17 protein-coding genes and 2 pseudogenes are annotated in these 16,205 nt (G+C 71.0%); 16 read left to right on the top strand and 3 right to left on the bottom strand.

The window, feature by feature from the left end; translation table 11 throughout:
- Nucleotides 1-11: 11 nt before the first annotated feature.
- The 7 genes from ACQ86M_RS10915 (at nucleotide 12) to glmM (ending at nucleotide 6,286) form a co-directional block, all read left to right on the top strand.
- The gene (locus ACQ86M_RS10915; protein ID WP_018191943.1) at nucleotides 12-1,010 is read left to right on the top strand and encodes a DNA-directed RNA polymerase subunit alpha; all 999 of its coding nucleotides are present in this window, start codon (nucleotides 12-14) and stop codon (nucleotides 1,008-1,010) included.
- Nucleotides 1,011-1,066: 56 nt separating this feature from the next.
- On the top strand, nucleotides 1,067-1,654 hold the full coding sequence (rplQ, locus tag ACQ86M_RS10910) for a 50S ribosomal protein L17 (RefSeq protein ID WP_431245462.1): 588 nt from the start codon (nucleotides 1,067-1,069) through the stop codon (nucleotides 1,652-1,654).
- 179 nt (nucleotides 1,655-1,833) lie between these two features.
- Complete coding sequence (locus ACQ86M_RS10905) at nucleotides 1,834-2,859, top strand: GNAT family N-acetyltransferase (protein WP_431245461.1); 1,026 nt, start codon at nucleotides 1,834-1,836, stop codon at nucleotides 2,857-2,859.
- Nucleotides 2,849-3,724 (top strand): tRNA pseudouridine(38-40) synthase TruA, encoded by an 876-nt coding sequence (gene truA / locus ACQ86M_RS10900; RefSeq protein WP_431245460.1) that lies wholly within the window; start codon nucleotides 2,849-2,851, stop codon nucleotides 3,722-3,724. The genes ACQ86M_RS10905 and truA overlap by 11 nt, the downstream gene beginning before the upstream one ends.
- Before the next feature lie 179 nt (nucleotides 3,725-3,903).
- Nucleotides 3,904-4,350 carry a 50S ribosomal protein L13 gene (gene rplM, locus ACQ86M_RS10895; protein ID WP_431218709.1) on the top strand — a complete coding sequence of 149 codons (447 nt, stop codon included), beginning with the start codon at nucleotides 3,904-3,906 and terminating at the stop codon, nucleotides 4,348-4,350.
- A 49-nt stretch (nucleotides 4,351-4,399) separates the two neighbouring features.
- A complete protein-coding gene (gene rpsI, locus ACQ86M_RS10890; RefSeq protein WP_431218708.1) occupies nucleotides 4,400-4,897 on the top strand; it encodes a 30S ribosomal protein S9 in 498 nt (165 codons plus the stop codon).
- Nucleotides 4,898-4,924: 27 nt separating this feature from the next.
- Nucleotides 4,925-6,286: a phosphoglucosamine mutase gene (glmM, locus tag ACQ86M_RS10885; RefSeq protein WP_431245459.1), complete on the top strand. Its 1,362-nt coding sequence runs from the start codon at nucleotides 4,925-4,927 to the stop codon at nucleotides 6,284-6,286.
- Nucleotides 6,287-6,321: 35 nt separating this feature from the next.
- Here the strand turns inward: glmM and ACQ86M_RS10880 are convergent, their stop codons facing one another.
- Together ACQ86M_RS10880 and coaA are read right to left on the bottom strand one after the other, a co-directional pair.
- Nucleotides 6,322-6,630, bottom strand: coding sequence for a helix-turn-helix domain-containing protein (locus ACQ86M_RS10880; protein ID WP_431218706.1), 309 nt, complete (start codon nucleotides 6,628-6,630; stop codon nucleotides 6,322-6,324).
- A 78-nt stretch (nucleotides 6,631-6,708) separates the two neighbouring features.
- Nucleotides 6,709-7,647 carry a type I pantothenate kinase gene (gene coaA / locus ACQ86M_RS10875; RefSeq protein ID WP_431245458.1) on the bottom strand — a complete coding sequence of 313 codons (939 nt, stop codon included), beginning with the start codon at nucleotides 7,645-7,647 and terminating at the stop codon, nucleotides 6,709-6,711.
- A 66-nt stretch (nucleotides 7,648-7,713) separates the two neighbouring features.
- On the opposite strand from coaA, the gene glmS reads away from it, so the two are divergent.
- The 8 genes and pseudogenes from glmS to ACQ86M_RS10835 all read left to right on the top strand — a co-directional run bounded on the left by glmS (nucleotide 7,714) and on the right by ACQ86M_RS10835 (nucleotide 14,514).
- Nucleotides 7,714-9,564 (top strand): glutamine--fructose-6-phosphate transaminase (isomerizing), encoded by a 1,851-nt coding sequence (glmS, locus tag ACQ86M_RS10870; protein WP_431245457.1) that lies wholly within the window; start codon nucleotides 7,714-7,716, stop codon nucleotides 9,562-9,564.
- Nucleotides 9,565-9,568: 4 nt separating this feature from the next.
- On the top strand, nucleotides 9,569-9,925 hold the full coding sequence (locus ACQ86M_RS10865) for a holo-ACP synthase (protein ID WP_431218703.1): 357 nt from the start codon (nucleotides 9,569-9,571) through the stop codon (nucleotides 9,923-9,925).
- Nucleotides 9,913-11,045: pseudogene (alr, locus tag ACQ86M_RS10860) on the top strand (alanine racemase). Before ACQ86M_RS10865 ends, alr begins: the two are co-directional and overlap by 13 nt.
- Nucleotides 11,042-11,590 carry a tRNA (adenosine(37)-N6)-threonylcarbamoyltransferase complex ATPase subunit type 1 TsaE gene (gene tsaE, locus ACQ86M_RS10855; RefSeq protein ID WP_431245456.1) on the top strand — a complete coding sequence of 183 codons (549 nt, stop codon included), beginning with the start codon at nucleotides 11,042-11,044 and terminating at the stop codon, nucleotides 11,588-11,590. Before alr ends, tsaE begins: the two are co-directional and overlap by 4 nt.
- A gap of 9 nt (nucleotides 11,591-11,599) precedes the next feature.
- Nucleotides 11,600-12,220 (top strand): tRNA (adenosine(37)-N6)-threonylcarbamoyltransferase complex dimerization subunit type 1 TsaB, encoded by a 621-nt coding sequence (tsaB, locus tag ACQ86M_RS10850; RefSeq protein WP_431245455.1) that lies wholly within the window; start codon nucleotides 11,600-11,602, stop codon nucleotides 12,218-12,220.
- Nucleotides 12,217-12,702, top strand: coding sequence for a ribosomal protein S18-alanine N-acetyltransferase (gene rimI, locus ACQ86M_RS10845; RefSeq protein WP_431245454.1), 486 nt, complete (start codon nucleotides 12,217-12,219; stop codon nucleotides 12,700-12,702). Before tsaB ends, rimI begins: the two co-directional genes overlap by 4 nt.
- The gene (gene tsaD, locus ACQ86M_RS10840) at nucleotides 12,699-13,784 is read left to right on the top strand and encodes a tRNA (adenosine(37)-N6)-threonylcarbamoyltransferase complex transferase subunit TsaD (RefSeq protein ID WP_431245453.1); all 1,086 of its coding nucleotides are present in this window, start codon (nucleotides 12,699-12,701) and stop codon (nucleotides 13,782-13,784) included. Before rimI ends, tsaD begins: the two co-directional genes overlap by 4 nt.
- Before the next feature lie 124 nt (nucleotides 13,785-13,908).
- Nucleotides 13,909-14,514 (top strand): DUF4190 domain-containing protein, encoded by a 606-nt coding sequence (locus tag ACQ86M_RS10835; RefSeq protein WP_431245452.1) that lies wholly within the window; start codon nucleotides 13,909-13,911, stop codon nucleotides 14,512-14,514.
- Nucleotides 14,515-14,536: 22 nt separating this feature from the next.
- Here the strand turns inward: ACQ86M_RS10835 and ACQ86M_RS10830 are convergent.
- Nucleotides 14,537-15,722 (bottom strand): annotated as a pseudogene (locus ACQ86M_RS10830) (THUMP-like domain-containing protein).
- Between the two features lie 145 nt (nucleotides 15,723-15,867).
- On the opposite strand from ACQ86M_RS10830, the gene groES reads away from it, so the two are divergent.
- Complete coding sequence (groES, locus tag ACQ86M_RS10825; RefSeq protein WP_055894868.1) at nucleotides 15,868-16,164, top strand: co-chaperone GroES; 297 nt, start codon at nucleotides 15,868-15,870, stop codon at nucleotides 16,162-16,164.
- The last annotated feature ends 41 nt before the right edge of the window (nucleotides 16,165-16,205 follow it).

Here is a 16,205-nt window from a genome sequence, read left to right as displayed (position 1 = left end):
AGGAATCAATAGTGCTCATTGCACAGCGTCCTACGCTCACCGAAGAGAACATCTCCGAGTTCCGTTCGCGGTTCGTCATCGAGCCGCTGGAGCCCGGCTTCGGCTACACCCTCGGCAACTCCCTCCGCCGCACCCTCCTCTCCTCCATCCCCGGCGCGGCTGTCACGAGCATCCGCATCGACGGCGTGCTGCACGAGTTCAGCACCGTCCCGGGTGTCAAGGAGGACGTGACCGAGATCATCCTGAACATCAAGGGTCTGGTCGTCTCGAGCGAGCACGACGAGCCGATCACCGCGTACCTCCGCAAGACCGGCGCAGGCCAGGTCACCGCCGCCGACATCTCGGCCCCGGCGGGCGTGGAGATCCACAACCCCGAGCTGGTCATCGCGACCCTCAACGACAAGGCGAAGTTCGAGGTCGAGCTGACCATCGAGCGCGGCCGCGGCTACGTCTCGGCGCAGCAGAACCGCAACGAGTACAGCGAGGCGGGCCAGATCCCGATCGACTCGATCTACTCGCCCGTGCTGAAGGTCACCTACCGCGTCGAGGCCACCCGTGCCGGTGAGCGCACCGACTTCGACCGTCTCGTGGTCGACGTCGAGACCAAGCCCGCGATCAGCCCGCGCGACGCCATCGCCTCGGCCGGCCGCACCCTGGTCGAGCTGTTCGGTCTGGCCCGCGAGCTCAACAGCGCCGCCGAGGGCATCGAGATCGGCCCCGCGCCGGTCGACGCCGTCCTCAGCTCCGAGCTGTCGATGCCGATCGAGGACCTCGACCTGTCGGTCCGCTCGTACAACTGCCTCAAGCGCGAGGGCATCAACACCGTCAGCGAGCTCGTCTCGCTGTCGGAGACGCAGCTCATGAACATCCGCAACTTCGGTCAGAAGTCGGTGGATGAGGTCAAGGACAAGCTGACGGAGATGGGCCTGTCGCTGAAGGACTCGGTTCCCGGGTTCGACGGCGCCCACTTCTACAGCGGGTACGACGAGGACGAGTCCACCACCATCTGAGGCACGTCGTCCGACTCACGCCATCAGACCTTTTTCAACACTGGAGATAACCGATCATGCCTAAGCCCACCAAGGGCCCCCGCCTCGGGGGCGGCCCGGCGCACGAGCGCCTGCTGCTCGCCAACCTGGCCGCTGCGCTCTTCACGCACAAGAGCATCAAGACCACCGAGACCAAGGCGAAGCGCCTGCGTCCCGTGGCCGAGCGCCTGATCACGTTCGCGAAGCGCGGCGACCTGCACGCCCGCCGCCGCGTGCTGTCCGTGATCCAGGACAAGACCGTCGTGCACGAGCTCTTCACGGAGATCGCGCCCCTGGTCGCCGAGCGCGAGGGCGGCTACACCCGCATCACCAAGCTCGGCTTCCGCAAGGGCGACAACGCGCCGATGGCGCAGATCGAGCTCGTCCTCGAGCCCGTCGCCCCGAAGGTGAAGTCGTCGAAGTCGTCGAAGGCCGCCGCGCCGAAGGCAGCTCCGGCCGAGGAGCCGGCCGCCGAGGAGACCGCGACCGAGGAGACCACCGAGGCCCCGGCCGAGGAGACCTCGACCGAGACCGCCGCCGCTGAGGCCGTGGTCGCGGAGGACGCGACCGCCGACGCCGACGCCGCCGGTGAGACCGACGCAGAGACCGAGGCGGAGAAGGCGTAACGCCCTCCCGCCCGCTCGTACGAGGCCCCGCATCCCCGGATGCGGGGCCTTCGTCGTCTCCGGCCCCGACTCCGACCCCGGCCCCGGCCCCGGCCGCGAGTCGCGACATCATGTCGCCACTCGACCCGGATAGGCGCATCGCCTCACCGGTCGATCCGTCGCCCCGTAAGGTGAGAGGCATGACCGACGACGCCATGACGCCGCTCAGCGCCCGGGTGACCGCCCCTCCGACGCATCGGCCGCAGCATCCCGACATCGCCCTCTGGCGCCCGGCGACGACCGACGACGTGGATGCGGTGTGGGAGGTCTACCGCACCATCGACACCGCGGACCACCCGAACTACCTGACCAACCGCGACCAGGTGGAGGAGGAGCTCGGCTACAGCTTCATCGACCGGGAGCGGGACACCCTCCTGGCGATCGCGCACGACGGCCGCGTGGCCGCGGTCGGCGTCGTGATGGAGCCTCCGCGGCAGGAGACGCTGGTGCGGGAGTTCATGAACGGCGGCGTGCATCCCGACTTCCGCGACCGCGGCATCGGACGTGAGCTGCTCGCCTGGCAGCGGGCACGCGGCGAGCAGAAGCTGGCCGCGTCGGAGAAGGCCCTTCCCGGCTGGCTCGTCGGCTATGCGGATGAGCGCGCGCCGGGACGCCGGCGGCTGCTCGAGGCGGGCGGCTTCGAGGTGGTGCGCTACTTCCAGACCATGCAGCGCGACCTGGGGGAGCCGATCCCCGAGGTCTCTCCCGTCGGGGAGGTGCGGATCGAGCCGTACCGGACGGAGCTGGCCGCTGCCGTGCACGCCGCCCGCGACGACGCGTTCCGAGACCACTGGGGCAGCCAGCCGCTCTCGGACGAGCAGTTCTACGGCCTCACCTCGGGCACCTTCGACGCCGCACTGTCGTTCGTGGCGTTCGTGGGCGACGACGTCGCCGGCGTGCTGCTGACCGATGTCGCGGAGGAGGACTGGCCGGGCCAGGGCTTCACGAGCTCGTACGTGTCGACCGTCGCGGTCACCCGACCGTTCCGCGGCCGCCGCATCGCGCCGGCGCTGCTGGGCGAGGTGCTGCGGGCCTCCGCCGCACGCGGCCTCGGCAAGGTGGTGCTCGACGTGGATGCCGAGAACCCGACCGGTGCCCTCGGCCTCTACACGGGGATGGGGTTCGTGACGGCCCAGCAGGAGGTGGGGCTGGTCCGTGCGTACTGACGACGCCCCGACCACGCGCTACCGCCTCGACATCGCGTACCAGGGCACCGACTTCAACGGATGGGGGCGCCAGCCCGGGCTCCGGACAGTCCAGGGCACGTTGGAGGAGGCGCTCGCCACGATCTCCCGGCGCGCCGGAGACCCGCCGCTGTTGACGGTCGCCGGGCGCACCGACGCGGGTGTGCACGCGGTCGGTCAGGTGGCGCACGTCGATCTGACGGGCGAGCAGGAGGCGGTCCTGCGCAAGCCGCACGGCAAGCGCCCGCCGCTCTCGGCGGAGGAGGCGCTGGGCCGGCGGCTCAACGGCATCCTGGGCCCGGTGTCCGACGTCGTGGTGCTGAGCGCATCCCGGGCTCCGGAGGGTTTCGACGCCCGCTTCTCGGCCCTGTGGCGCCGCTACGAGTACCGGGTGGCCGACCGTTCGGCCCTGCGCGACCCGCTGCAACGGCACCGGACGGCGTGGGTGTCGTCCGACCTGGATGTCGACGCGATGGACATGGCGGCGCACGGGCTCCTCGGCCTGCACGACTTCGCCAGCTACTGCAAGGCCCGGGAAGGCGCGACGACCATCCGGACGCTGCAGACGTTCGCCTGGCACCGGGATCCCGACGGCGTCCTCATCGCCGACCTGACCGCCGACGCGTTCTGCCACAGCATGGTGCGCGCGCTCGTGGGGGCATGCGTCGAGGTGGGCGAGGGGAAGCTCGGCCCGGGCGACCTGGTGAGCCTTCGTGACGAGCGGCGCCGCACGAGCGCGTTCAAGGTCATGCCGGCCCGTGGCCTCACCCTGATGGAGGTCGGCTACCCGGAGGGATCGGAGCTGGCCCTGCGCGCCGAGCGCACCCGGGCGCTGCGCGAGCTGTAGCCGGTTTGACCGGGGATGCCGCGCTCCCGTACTATTGATCTTTGGTGTCCGCGCCTCCTGCGGTGCGGCACGCGAACGTGAGCCCTCCACCGGCTTGGGTTCCATCGGATCACGATGCGAACCCCCATCGGAGCGGGATTCACGAACACCTCCGTTCGAGACAGAAAGCAGCCACTACTGTGACGCGCACCTATTCCCCGAAGGCAGACGAGATCCAGCGCGACTGGGTCATCATCGACGCGACCGATGTCGTGCTCGGCCGTCTCGCCAGCCACACCGCCGCCCTCCTGCGCGGCAAGCACAAGCCGACCTTCGCCCCCCACATGGACATGGGCGACTTCGTCATCATCGTCAACGCCGACAAGGTCGCGCTGACCGGTCAGAAGGCGCTGCAGAAGAAGGCGTACCGCCACTCGGGCTACCCGGGCGGCCTCAAGGCCACCACCTACTCCGAGCTCCTGGAGAAGAACCCGGCCCGCGCCGTGGAGAAGGCCGTCCGCGGCATGCTCCCGAAGAACTCGATCGGTCGCGCCCAGCTGCGCAAGCTGAAGGTCTACACCGGAAGCGAGCACCCGCACGCCGCCCAGCAGCCGAAGCCGTACACGCTCGGCCAGGTCGCCCAGTAACGGCGACGTAAGACCTTCAGACTTCAAGAGACAAAGGATTATCACCACCGTGGCGAAGATCGCAGACAGCATCGACTCGGCCCAGGTCGAGAACGTCGACTCCTACTCGACCGAGACTCCCGAGAGCGCGGCCCCGGCCGCCCCGCGTCCCGTCCTCTCCGTGCCCGGCGCGGCCGTGGGCCGTCGCAAGGAGGCCATCGCGCGCGTGCGCCTGGTCCCGGGTGCCGGCACCATCACGGTCAACGGCCGTGAGTTCGCGGACTACTTCCCCAACAAGCTGCACCAGCAGCTGATCAACGACCCCTTCAAGGTGCTCGACCTGCTCGGCTCCTACGACGTGGTCGCCCGCATCACCGGCGGCGGCCCCTCGGGCCAGGCGGGCGCCCTGCGCCTCGCGATCGCGCGCGCTCTCAATGAGATCGACCGCGAGAACAACCGCCCGACCCTGAAGAAGGCCGGCTTCCTCACCCGTGACGCCCGCGTCACCGAGCGCAAGAAGGCCGGTCTCAAGAAGGCCCGCAAGGCGTCGCAGTTCTCCAAGCGTTGACGCTCGCGAGCGTCTAGGCTTCGGTCCATGCCCCGCCTTTTCGGAACCGACGGCGTTCGCGGTCTCGCGAACGGCAGTCTCACCGCCGACCTGGCGCTCGGCCTTGCGCAGTCAGCTGCTGCTGTACTGACGCAAGGCCGAAGCGCCGAGGCGCGCCGCGCAGCCGGCAAGCGCCCCTCGGCCATCGTCGCCCGCGACCCCCGCGTCTCGGGCGAGTTCCTCTCCGCCGCCGTCGCGGCCGGACTCGCGAGCTCCGGCATCGACGTGTACGACGCGGGAGTCATCCCCACGCCCGCCACGGCCTTCCTGATCGCGGACTTCGACGCCGACTTCGGCGTCATGGTGTCGGCCTCGCACAACCCGGCGCCCGACAACGGGATCAAGATCTTCGCCCGCGGCGGCACCAAGCTGCCGGATGTGGTCGAGGACCGCATCGAGCAGCACCTCGATCTCGAGAAGCTGACCCCCACCGGCGCCGACGTCGGCCGCATCCGCCGATTCGCCGACGCCGAGGACCGCTACGTCCTCCACCTGCTCGCGAGCCTCCCGCATCGGCTGGACGGCATCCACGTGGTGCTCGACTGCGCCCACGGCGCCGCCGCCGGCATCTCGCCGGAGGTCTTCACCGACGCCGGAGCCCGGGTGACCGTCATCGGCGATGCCCCCGACGGCATGAACATCAACGACGGGGTCGGCTCGACCCACCTCGACAACCTGGCGAAGGCCGTGCTGGCCGCTGGCGCCGACGTGGGCATCGCCCATGACGGCGATGCCGACCGCTGCCTCGCCATCGACGCCGACGGCAACGTGGTCGACGGCGACCAGATCATGGCGATCCTCGCCGTCGGCATGAAGGAGCGCGGCAAGCTGCGCGACGACACCCTCGTGGCCACGGTCATGAGCAACCTCGGGCTGAAGCTCGCCATGCGCGACAACGGCATCCGCGTGGTCGAGACCGCCGTGGGCGACCGCTACGTGCTCGAGGAGATGAACGAGCACGACTTCTCCCTCGGTGGAGAGCAGTCTGGCCACGTCATCATGCGCGAGTTCGCGACGACCGGCGACGGCATCCTGACCGGGCTGCACCTCCTCAGCGAGATGGCCCGCCAGGGCAAGTCGCTGGCCGAGCTGGCGAAGGTCATGACCGTGTACCCGCAGGTGATGGTGAACGTGAAGAACGTCGACCACCACGCCGTCCACACCGACGAGGGCCTGCGCACCGCCGTGCGGACCGCGGAGAGCGCGCTCGGCGACAGCGGTCGCGTGCTGCTGCGTCCGTCGGGCACCGAGCCGCTGGTCCGGGTCATGGTGGAGGCGGCGGACCAGTTCACGGCCGAGCGGCTCGCGAACGAGCTCGCCGACGTCGTGCGGGAGCGGCTGGCGCTGTAAAGCCGGCTCGCTCGCGCCCGCGGCGGCTGACGCCGTCAATCCTTCTCGTGCGCCCGTCGCGCCGCGATGAAGTCGGCGACCGAGTACGCCCGCGAGCGGTCGGGCAGCATGTCCGCGCCGTAGAGCCCGCTCATCAGCTCGCCCGGGTCGATGTTGAGCGCCGTGGCCAGCCGGACGATGGTGTGCAGCTCCGAGTTGGCCTCGCCGCGCTCCACGCGACCGTAGTTGGTGACGTGCATGTCGGCGAGGTTGGAGATGTCCTCCTGGCTCATGCCGAGGGCGATCCGCGCCTCGCGCACGCGCCGGCCGAAGAGCTCGGCGGCTCGGGAGCGTGGAGTTGGCATGCCTCATGCCTACGGGATGCGCGCATCCATGGCCAGAGCTTGACAGGCTCCATCGTTCCGGCCTGAGGTATAAGGACCCTACAGCTTGCGGAGCAGCACCGAGCTGACGGAGTGTTTGTCGTCCTTGCGCAGGACCAGCTTGGCCCGCGAGCGGGTCGGCCGGATGTTCTGCACGAGGTTCGGCTCGTTGATGCTGGTCCAGATGGATGCGGCGCGTGCGCGCGCCTCCTCCTCGGTGAGCTCCGCGTAGCGGTGGAAGTACGACTTCGGGTTCGCGAAGGCGCCGCGCTGCAGCTTGAGGAACCGCTCCTCGTACCAGCGGGCGATGTCGCGGGTGCGCGCATCCACGTAGACGCTGAAGTCGAACAGGTCGCTCACCGCGAGCCGGTTGCCGCCGCCGGCCGGCTGGAGGACGTTGAGTCCCTCGACGATCAGCACGTCCGGACGGCGCACCACGATCTCGGCGTCGGGAACGATGTCGTAGCTGAGGTGCGAGTAGAAGGGGGCGCGCACCTCGGGGGCTCCGCTCTTCACCGCCGTGACGAAGCGCAGCAGCGCGCGGCGGTCGTACGACTCGGGGAAGCCCTTGCGCTCCATCAGCCCCCGTCGCTCCAGCTCCGCATTCGGCATCAGGAAGCCGTCGGTGGTGACGAGCTCGACGCGCGGGGTGTCGTCCCAGCGCGAGAGCAGCTCGCGCAGCAGGCGGGCGATGGTCGACTTGCCCACGGCCACCGAGCCCGCGACCCCGATGACGAACGGCGTGCTCGCCGCGCGCTCGCCGAGGAAGTCGCTGGTGACACGGTGCAGCTGCTTGGTGCCGCCGACATACAGGTTCAGCAGCCGGCTGAGCGGCAGGTAGACCTCCGCGACCTCCCGCATGTCGAGCGGATCGCCCAGACCGCGCAGCTGGACGATCTCGGTCTCCAGCAGGGGGAGGCGGGTGTTCTCCGCCAGCTCGGCCCAGTCGGACCGCCCCAGCTCGACGAAGGGGGTGGAGGAGTCTCCGTTCGGAAGCATAGGCCCCCAAGTCTAGGGGCGCGCTCACAGCCGGGGCCCATTCCCGCCCACGATAGACTCGAGTCCATGTGTGGAATCGTGGGGTACGTCGGTACCGACAAGAGCCTCGAGGTGCTCCTCGGCGGCCTGAAGCGCCTGGAATACCGCGGCTACGACTCGGCCGGCATCGCCGTGATCGGTCCGGACGGCGCGCTCGGCACCGCCAAGAAGGCGGGCAAGCTCTCGGTGCTCACCGAGGACCTGCAGGAGCACCCCATCCCGAACGGCCAGACCGGCATCGGCCACACCCGCTGGGCGACCCACGGCGGCCCGACCGACGTGAACGCGCACCCGCACCTGGGCGACGAGGGTCGCCTCGCCGTCATCCACAACGGCATCATCGAGAACTTCGCGACGCTGAAGGACGAGCTGCTCGCCGACGGCTTCGCCTTCGACTCCGAGACGGACACCGAGGTCGCCGCCGTGCTGCTCGGCCGCGAATACCGCCGCACCGGCGACCTGCCGCAGGCGTTCCAGGCGGTCGTCTCCCGTCTGGAGGGCGCCTTCACGCTGCTCGCCATGCACCAGGACCAGCCGCACGTCGTCGTCGGCGCGCGCCGCAACTCCCCGCTGGTGATCGGCCTGGGCGAGGGCGAGAACTTCCTCGGCTCCGACGTCGCCGCGTTCGTCGAGCACACCCGCCGCGCCATGGCGATCGGCCAGGACCAGATCGTCACCATCACGCCCGACAGCGTGACGGTCACCGACTTCGCCGGAGCCGCCGTCGAGGTCGAGCCGTTCGAGGTCGCCTGGGATGCCTCCGCCGCCGAGAAGGGCGGCTGGTCGTCGTTCATGGCGAAGGAGATCGCCGAGGAGCCGGATGCGGTCGCCAACACGCTGCGCGGCCGTCTCGTCGACGACACCGTGCACATCCCCGAGCTCGACGCGCTCGGCGACGAGTACTTCGCCGGCATCGACCGGATCACGGTCATCGCCTGCGGCACCGCGGCGTACGCCGGTCTCGTCGGCAGCTACGCCATCGAGAAGTGGGCGCGCGTGCCGGTCACCGTCGAGCTCAGCCACGAGTTCCGCTATCGCGAGCCGGTGCTGACGGAGGGCACGCTGGTCATCTCGATCAGCCAGTCGGGCGAGACGATGGACACGCTGATGGCCGTCAAGTACGCCCGCGAGGCCGGCGCCAAGGCGATCTCGGTCTGCAACACGCAGGGTGCGACCATCCCGCGCGAGTCCGACGCTGCGCTGTACACGCACGCCGGCCCGGAGGTCGCGGTCGCGTCGACCAAGGCCTTCGTCGCGCAGATCACCGCGCTCTACCTCTTCGGACTGCACCTCGCCCGCATCCGCGGCACCCTGTCCGCCGCGCAGCAGCGCGACGCGATCGCGGAGCTGCACGCGGTGCCCGAGAAGATCGCCACCGTGCTCGAGTCGCACGGCGAGATCGCGCAGCTGGCCAAGTGGATGTCGGACACCCGCTCGGTGCTCTTCCTCGGCCGTCACGTCGGCTACCCGATCGCGCTGGAGGGTGCGCTGAAGCTCAAGGAGCTCGCGTACATCCACGCCGAGGGCTTCGCGGCCGGCGAGCTGAAGCACGGCCCGATCGCGCTGATCGAGCCCGGCCAGCCGGTGTTCGTCGTCGTGCCCAGCCCGCGCTGGTCGGACGAGCTGCACAAGAAGGTCGTCTCGAACATCCAGGAGATCCGCGCCCGCGGCGCCCGCGTCATCGCGATCGCCGAGGCCGGCGACGCCGCGGTGCTGCCGTTCGCCGACGAGGTCATCCGCATCCCGCTGGCCGCCCCGCTGTTCGAGCCGCTGCTCGCGGTCGTTCCGCTGCAGATCTTCGCGATGGAGCTCTCCGCCGCGAAGGGCCTCGACGTCGACCAGCCGCGCAACCTGGCCAAGTCCGTCACCGTGGAGTGACCCCGTGATCGACGGCATCGGGGTCGACGTTGTCGATCTGACCCGCTTCGAGCGGTCGATCGCGCGCACCCCGAAGCTGCGGGAACGGCTGTTCACGGAGGCCGAGCGGCTGCTGCCCGTGCACTCGCTGGCCGCACGCTTCGCGGCCAAGGAGGCGCTCATCAAGGCGCTCGGCGGCTCGGAGGGCGTGCGCTGGCACGACATGGAGATCGTCCCGGATGAGGAGAGGAACCCCGGTTTCGTGCTGCACAACGTGGTCGAGGCGCAGGTGCGCGAGCGCGGCATCGTGCGCATCCACGTGTCGATGACGCATGACGCCGGAGTCGCCACCGCGTTCGTGGTGACGGAGTGCGCGCCGTGACGCTGTTCCGCGAGCGGGTCGTCGATCTGGATGCGGTGAGCGCGAACGTCGTGCGCCTGCGCGAACTGGTCGGCACCCCGCACGTCATGGCGGTCGTCAAGGCGGACGCCTACGGTCACGGCGCGGTGGAGAGCGCGCGCGCAGCGCTCGACGGCGGGGCCGACTGGCTGGGTGTGGCGGAGATCGCCGAGGGACTGGCGCTGCGAGCGGCGGGCATCACGGCCCCCGTGCTCGCCTGGCTGCACGACCCCGAGGAGGACTTCGCAGCGGCCGTCCGCGCCGACCTGGACCTCGGGCTGTCGTCACTCCCGCAGCTGGAGGCGGCCGCGGCCGCTGCGGCGGCCCACACCGGTGACCGTCCCGCCTTCGTCCAGCTCAAGGTCGAGACCGGCCTCAGCCGCAACGGCATCGCCGAGGCCGAGTGGGATGCGGTGTTCGCGCGCGCCGCCGAGTTGGAGTCGAGCGGGCGCATCGTCGTCCGCGGCGTGTTCTCGCACCTGTCGAACGCGTCGCCGGAGGACGACCGTGCCGCCGTCGCGCTGTTCGAGCGCGCGCTGGCGCGGGCCGCCGCCGCCGGGCTCGCGCCCGAGCTGCGGCACATCGCGGCCAGCGCCGCGGCGCTCTCGCTGCCCGAGGCGCGCTACGACCTCGTCCGGCTGGGCATCGCCGTCTACGGCCTCTCGCCCTTCGGCGGCTCGGCGGCCGAGCTGGGGCTGCGTCCCGCGATGACGCTCCGCGGCCGGGTCGCGGCGGTCCGCCGCGTGCCGGCGGGCAAGGGCGTCTCGTACGACTACACGTACCGCACAGCGGGGAGACGACGCTCGTGCTCGTCCCGCTCGGATACGCCGAGGGCATCCCGCGGCATGCCTCGAATCGCGCGCCGGTGTCGATCGGCGGGCGGACCTTCCGGGTCAGCGGCCGCGTCGCGATGGACCAGTTCGTCGTCGACGTCGGCGACCTCGACGTGCAGGTCGGCGACGAGGTCGTGCTGTTCGGCGACCCGGCCACCGGCGTCCCGAGCGCGGACGACTGGGCGGAGGCCGCCGGCACCATCAACTACGAGATCGTCACCCGGCTCGGCGGGCGGCTGACCCGGACGTACATCGGTGGCGGCCGATGAGCGGCGCGCTGCGGCTGCCTGTGACGCGCCGCATCGCCACGGCCGACGACATGCACGCTCTCGGGCTGGAGCTCGCCCGGGTGCTGCGCGCCGGCGACCTCGTCGTCCTGTCGGGTCCGCTCGGAGCGGGTAAGACCACGCTGACGCGCGGCGTCGGCGAGGGGATGGACGTGCGCGGCCCGGTCACGAGCCCGACCTTCGTGCTCGCGCGGACGCATCCCAGCCTCTCCGGGGGTGCGCCGCTCGTGCACGTGGACGCGTACCGTCTCTCGAGCGCTCTCGAACTCGACGACCTCGACATCGACTTCGCCCGCTCGGTCGTCGTGGTGGAGTGGGGCGCCGGGATGCTCGACGGCGTCGCGGAGTCCTGGCTCGAGGTCGCGATCGAGCGGCCGACGGGAGCGGACGAGGCGACGAGCCCCCACGGCGGGGATGCGGACGAGGACGGCGACGTCGCCGACGACGCCGACGAGCCCCGCACGGTGACCATCACGGGCTTCGGCCCCCGCTGGAACGCGGGCCCCGACGTCGGCGATCCCGCTTAGGCTGGACTCATGCTCCTCGCCATCGACACGTCCGCCGGCACCAGCGTGGCGGTCGTCGACCGGGATGCCGGAGTGATCTCCGAGGTCATCGAGACCGACACCATGCGGCACGCCGAGGTCATCGGCACGCTGATCGACGAGGCGCTGACCGTCGCGGGCGTCGAGATCCGCGCGCTCTCCGGCGTCGTCGCCGGGATGGGGCCCGGGCCGTTCACCGGCCTGCGCGTCGGCATCGCCGCGGCCAAGGCGTTCGCGATCGGCGCCGGCAAGCCGCTGGTGCCCGTCGTCAGCCACGACGCGGTCGCGTACGAGCGGTACGCGACCGGGTACACCGGGCCGCTGCTGGTGGTGACGGACGCGCGCCGCCGTGAGCGCTACTGGACCGCCTACTCCGGCGCCGACGACCTCGGCCTGCCCGTGCGGCTCGACGGTCCCGGACTCGCCAAGCCCGACGAGCTGCCGCATCCCGACATGGAGCGGGTCGCGACCGACGTGGTCCCGGCCGGCCGTCTGGGCATGATCGCCGAGCTGCGGTTCGCCCACCGGCGCCCGATGGACCGCGACGAGCCCCTCTACCTGCGCTCCCCGGATGTGACGCTGTCCGCCGGACCGAAGCGGGTGACCGCATGACCGCGTACGAGTTGCGGCGGGCGAACCCGGACGACGTGCCCGCGATCATGCAACTCGAGCGCTCCGTCTTCGTCAGGGACGCGTGGTCGGAGCACGCGATGCTCTCCGAGGTCACCGGACAGCACGGTTACTACCTGGTCGCCTTCGAGCCGGAGTCGCCGGAGCGCCTCGCCGGATACGCCGGGCTGCTCGCACCCCGCGGGGCGGCCGAGGGGGACATCCAGACCATCGCCGTGGCGCCGCACGCCCGGCGCCGCGGCCTCGGGCGCGCCCTCATGCTCGCGCTGATCGCTGAGGCGCGGCGCCGTGGTGCACGCGAGGTGTTCCTGGAGGTCCGGGCCGACAACCCCGGGGCGCAGACGCTGTACCGCGACCTCGGTTTCGAGGAGATCGGCGTGCGCCCGAAGTACTACCAGCCGGACGGGGTGGATGCCGTGGTGATGCGTCTGACCGTCCCGACACCGGAGACGACCATCGCATGACTCCCGCCACCGCCGGCCGTTCCGAGCCGCTCGTCCTCGGCATCGAGACGTCGTGCGACGAGACGGGGGTGGGCATCGTCCGCGGCACGCGGCTGCTCGCCAATACGATCGCCTCGTCGATGGAGGAGCACGCCCGCTACGGCGGCGTCGTGCCCGAGGTCGCGGCACGAGCCCACCTCGAAGCGCTGGAGCCCACGCTGCGCACGGCCGTCGCCGACGCGGGCATCGAGCTCGCCGACGTGGATGCGATCGCGGTCACCAGCGGCCCCGGACTCTCCGGCGCCCTCATGGTCGGGGTCGGCGCGGCCAAGGCGCTCGCCGTGTCGCTCGGCAAGCCGCTCTATGCGGTCAATCACCTGGTGGGACACGTCGGAGCCGACCTGCTGGATGCGTCGGGCGGCCCCGGCCATCCCGTCGAGCTGCCCACGATCGCCCTGCTCGTCTCCGGCGGGCACACGTCGCTGCTGCTCGTGCGCGACCTGGTCTCCGACGTCGAACTGCTCGGCGAGACGATCGACGATGCGGCGGGGGAGGCGTTCGACAAGGTGGCCCGCGTGCTCGGCCTGCCGTATCCCGGCGGCCCCCAGATCGACCGCGTGGCGGCCGACGGCGACCCGAAGGCGATCCGGTTCCCGCGCGGGCTGAGCCGCCCGAAGGACCTCGAGAAGCACCGCTACGACTTCTCCTTCTCCGGCCTCAAGACGGCCGTCGCCCGCTGGGTCGAGCAGCGGCAGGACGCCGCGGAGGAGGTGCCGGTGGCGGATGTCGCGGCCTCCTTCCGCGAGGCGGTCGTCGATGTGCTGGTCACCAAGGCGATCGCGGCCTGCCGTGACCACGACGTCCCGCGGCTGCTCCTCGGCGGCGGCGTGGTCGCGAACGCGCGCGTGCGCCAGTTGGCCGTGCAGCGGGCGGCCGAGGCCGGCGTCGAGCTGCGCATCCCGGCCCTGTCGCTCTGCACGGACAACGGGGCGATGATCGCCGCGCTCGGAGCGCAGCTGATCATGGCCGGCCACCAGCCGAGCGAGCTCACGTTCTCGGCCGACTCCACCCTCCCCGTCACGGAGATTCAGGTCACCCGCTGAGGTGGTGCGTTGACAGCGTCGGCGTACGCACGCCACCATGGAACCGATACAGCGTTCTCTCAGGAAGGAAGCTTCCCGGCGAGACGCCGAACGACAGCTTCCAGCGATGAAGGAGATGGGTCCCATGACCGATCCGAACGCCCCCACCGACCCGGTGGACCCGAACACGCACAACGACGCCGTCCCTCCGGCCGCGGTGCCGGCCACGCCGCCCGCGGGTGACGCCGGCTCGGTCCCGCCCCCGCCGCCGCCCGCGCCGGGGTACGGCCAGCAGCCGCCGGCTCCGGGATACGGTCAGCAGCCGCCCGCGCCGGGGTACGGCCAGCAGCCGCCCGCGCCCGGCTACGGCCAGCAGCCCGGGCAGCCCTACGGCCAGCCGTACCAGCAGCAGGGCCAGCAGGCGTACGGCCAGCCGGCATACGGTCAGCCCGCCCCCGGCTACGCGCAGCCGTACGGTCAGCCGGCTGCCAAGTCGCCGATCCTGAGCATCCTCTCACTGGTCGGAGGCATCGTCGGCATCGTCATCAACCTGGCGTGGGGCATCGGCTTCCTGTTCGGCATCGCCGCGGTGGTGCTGGGCTTCATCGGCCGCCGTAAGGAGCCGCAGGCCCGCGGCTTCTGGCTGACCGGCATCATCCTCGGCTTCGTCGCCATCGCGATCGCGATCATCTACTGGATCTTCCTGGCGATCATCTTCGCCAGCATCGCGAACAACTACAACACGTACTGACCGGCGTCGCGCCGGGGCGGCCTCAGAGCCGCTCGGCGAGCAGAGCCGTGTGCCGCCCGGCGATCCTGGTGAGAATCAGGGTCGCCGGGCGGTCGCCGTTGAGGGCGAGGCGGCGGCGCAGCGCGGCGGGGTCGACATCCACCCCCGCTTCTTGATCTCGAGGGTGCCGATCCCGCGCTGGCGGAGCGCGCGCTTGAGGTCCTTCTCGCCGTAGGGCAGCGTCTCCAGGATGCGGAAGCCCGCCGCGAACGGCGTCTCGACGGCCTCGTCGGCGGTGATGTACGCGATCTGCTCCGACAGCATCCGCCCTCCGATCCGGCGCGCGAGGTCGCCGATCAGCCGGGCGCGGATGACGGCGCCGTCGGGCTCGTAGAGGTACTCGCCCAGGGGGCCGGTCTCCTCGTCCTCGCTGTCGGCGTCGGCGGTGAGCTCGTCGGCCCGCTCGCCGCGCAGCACGAGAGCGGCACGGTGGATGCCCGGCCGGGCCAGAGCACCGAACCAGAGCCCCAGCTCGACCACCTGGCCGTCGGCCGAGACCCACTGCGCCTCCGCGGTCGACGGGATGAGGTCGCGGTCGAACCCGGGACCGAGCTTGAGCCCGACCGATCGGCCGGTCGCCAGTTCGTAGGCGAAGCCGAGCGACGGCGTGTAGTCGTCGGGGTCGACCAGCCGCTCGGTCTGCGTGTGCCCGGCGGTGCGGCGCGCGGGGTCGAGGAAGACGGCGTCGATCGCACGGAGGTCCACATCCTCGGCGCGGCGCTGCTCCACCGTGGCGGTGGGGAAGGGCGCCAGGTTGAAGGAGGCGATGGCGGCGGTGACCTCGTCCGCATCCACGGCCGTCACCTCCAGCTCGAGTGCGGCCAGGGCGAGCGCGTCGCCGCCGATGCCGCAGCCGAGGTCGGCGACGCGGCGGAGGCCGGCGGCCCGGAACCGGCCGGCGTGACGGGCGGCGACCGGCAGCCGTGTCGCCTGCTCGAGCCCCGCCTCGGTGAAGAGCATGCTGGACGCGAAGTCGCCGAACTTCGCCTGGGCCTTGCGGCGCAGCTTGGACTGCGTGAGCACGGCCGCGACGAGCGCGGGGAGTGGCCCTGCTTGCGCAGGTCGCTGACGATGTGCAGCACGTCCTTCTCGCTGCGGTACGGCGGCAGCGAGTCGAGCAGCCGCAGCCCCTCGGGGCTCAGCAGGGCGACCAGCTCGGACCGTTCCATGGGGTCAACGCTACCTTTCCGCGCCGCCTGGCACTCACGTTGCGTGACTGCTAACGCACCCCCTAGACTCGGGTTAGCACTCTCACTGCGAGGTTGCTAATCCAGTCTTAGTAGAGACACTGTTCTTCACAGGAAAGGGGTCAACGTGTCGGTCTCCATCAAGCCGCTCGAGGATCGCATCGTCATCAAGCAGGTCGAGGCTGAGCAGACCACTGCTTCCGGTCTGGTCATCCCCGACACCGCCAAGGAGAAGCCCCAGGAGGGCGAGGTCGTGGCCGTGGGCCCCGGCCGCATCGACGACAACGGCAACCGCGTCCCGCTCGACGTGGCCGTCGGCGACAAGGTCATCTACTCCAAGTACGGCGGCACCGAGGTGAAGTTCGGCGGCGAGGACTACCTCGTCCTGTCGGCTCGCGACGTGCTGGCGGTCGTCGTCCGCTGACGAATCCGCTTCTGACGGCCCGGCTGCTTCGCGCAGCCGGG

This window comes from Leifsonia xyli subsp. cynodontis (assembly GCF_050632205.1).
Taxonomy (GTDB): domain Bacteria; phylum Actinomycetota; class Actinomycetes; order Actinomycetales; family Microbacteriaceae; genus Leifsonia; species Leifsonia xyli_D.
Note: the sequence above shows the minus strand (reverse complement) of the source record. Positions and strands in the feature narration are given on the sequence as shown.

Coding starts and splice junctions, on each gene's coding strand:
- rplQ (WP_431245462.1), top strand. CDS start 1,067: ATGCCTAAGCCCACCAAGGGCCCCCGCCTCGGGGGCGGCCCGGCGCAC.
- ACQ86M_RS10905 (WP_431245461.1), top strand. CDS start 1,834: ATGACCGACGACGCCATGACGCCGCTCAGCGCCCGGGTGACCGCCCCT.
- glmM (WP_431245459.1), top strand. CDS start 4,925: ATGCCCCGCCTTTTCGGAACCGACGGCGTTCGCGGTCTCGCGAACGGC.
- ACQ86M_RS10880 (WP_431218706.1), bottom strand. CDS start 6,630: ATGCCAACTCCACGCTCCCGAGCCGCCGAGCTCTTCGGCCGGCGCGTG.
- coaA (WP_431245458.1), bottom strand. CDS start 7,647: ATGCTTCCGAACGGAGACTCCTCCACCCCCTTCGTCGAGCTGGGGCGG.
- glmS (WP_431245457.1), top strand. CDS start 7,714: ATGTGTGGAATCGTGGGGTACGTCGGTACCGACAAGAGCCTCGAGGTG.
- tsaE (WP_431245456.1), top strand. CDS start 11,042: ATGAGCGGCGCGCTGCGGCTGCCTGTGACGCGCCGCATCGCCACGGCC.
- tsaB (WP_431245455.1), top strand. CDS start 11,600: ATGCTCCTCGCCATCGACACGTCCGCCGGCACCAGCGTGGCGGTCGTC.
- rimI (WP_431245454.1), top strand. CDS start 12,217: ATGACCGCGTACGAGTTGCGGCGGGCGAACCCGGACGACGTGCCCGCG.
- tsaD (WP_431245453.1), top strand. CDS start 12,699: ATGACTCCCGCCACCGCCGGCCGTTCCGAGCCGCTCGTCCTCGGCATC.
- ACQ86M_RS10835 (WP_431245452.1), top strand. CDS start 13,909: ATGACCGATCCGAACGCCCCCACCGACCCGGTGGACCCGAACACGCAC.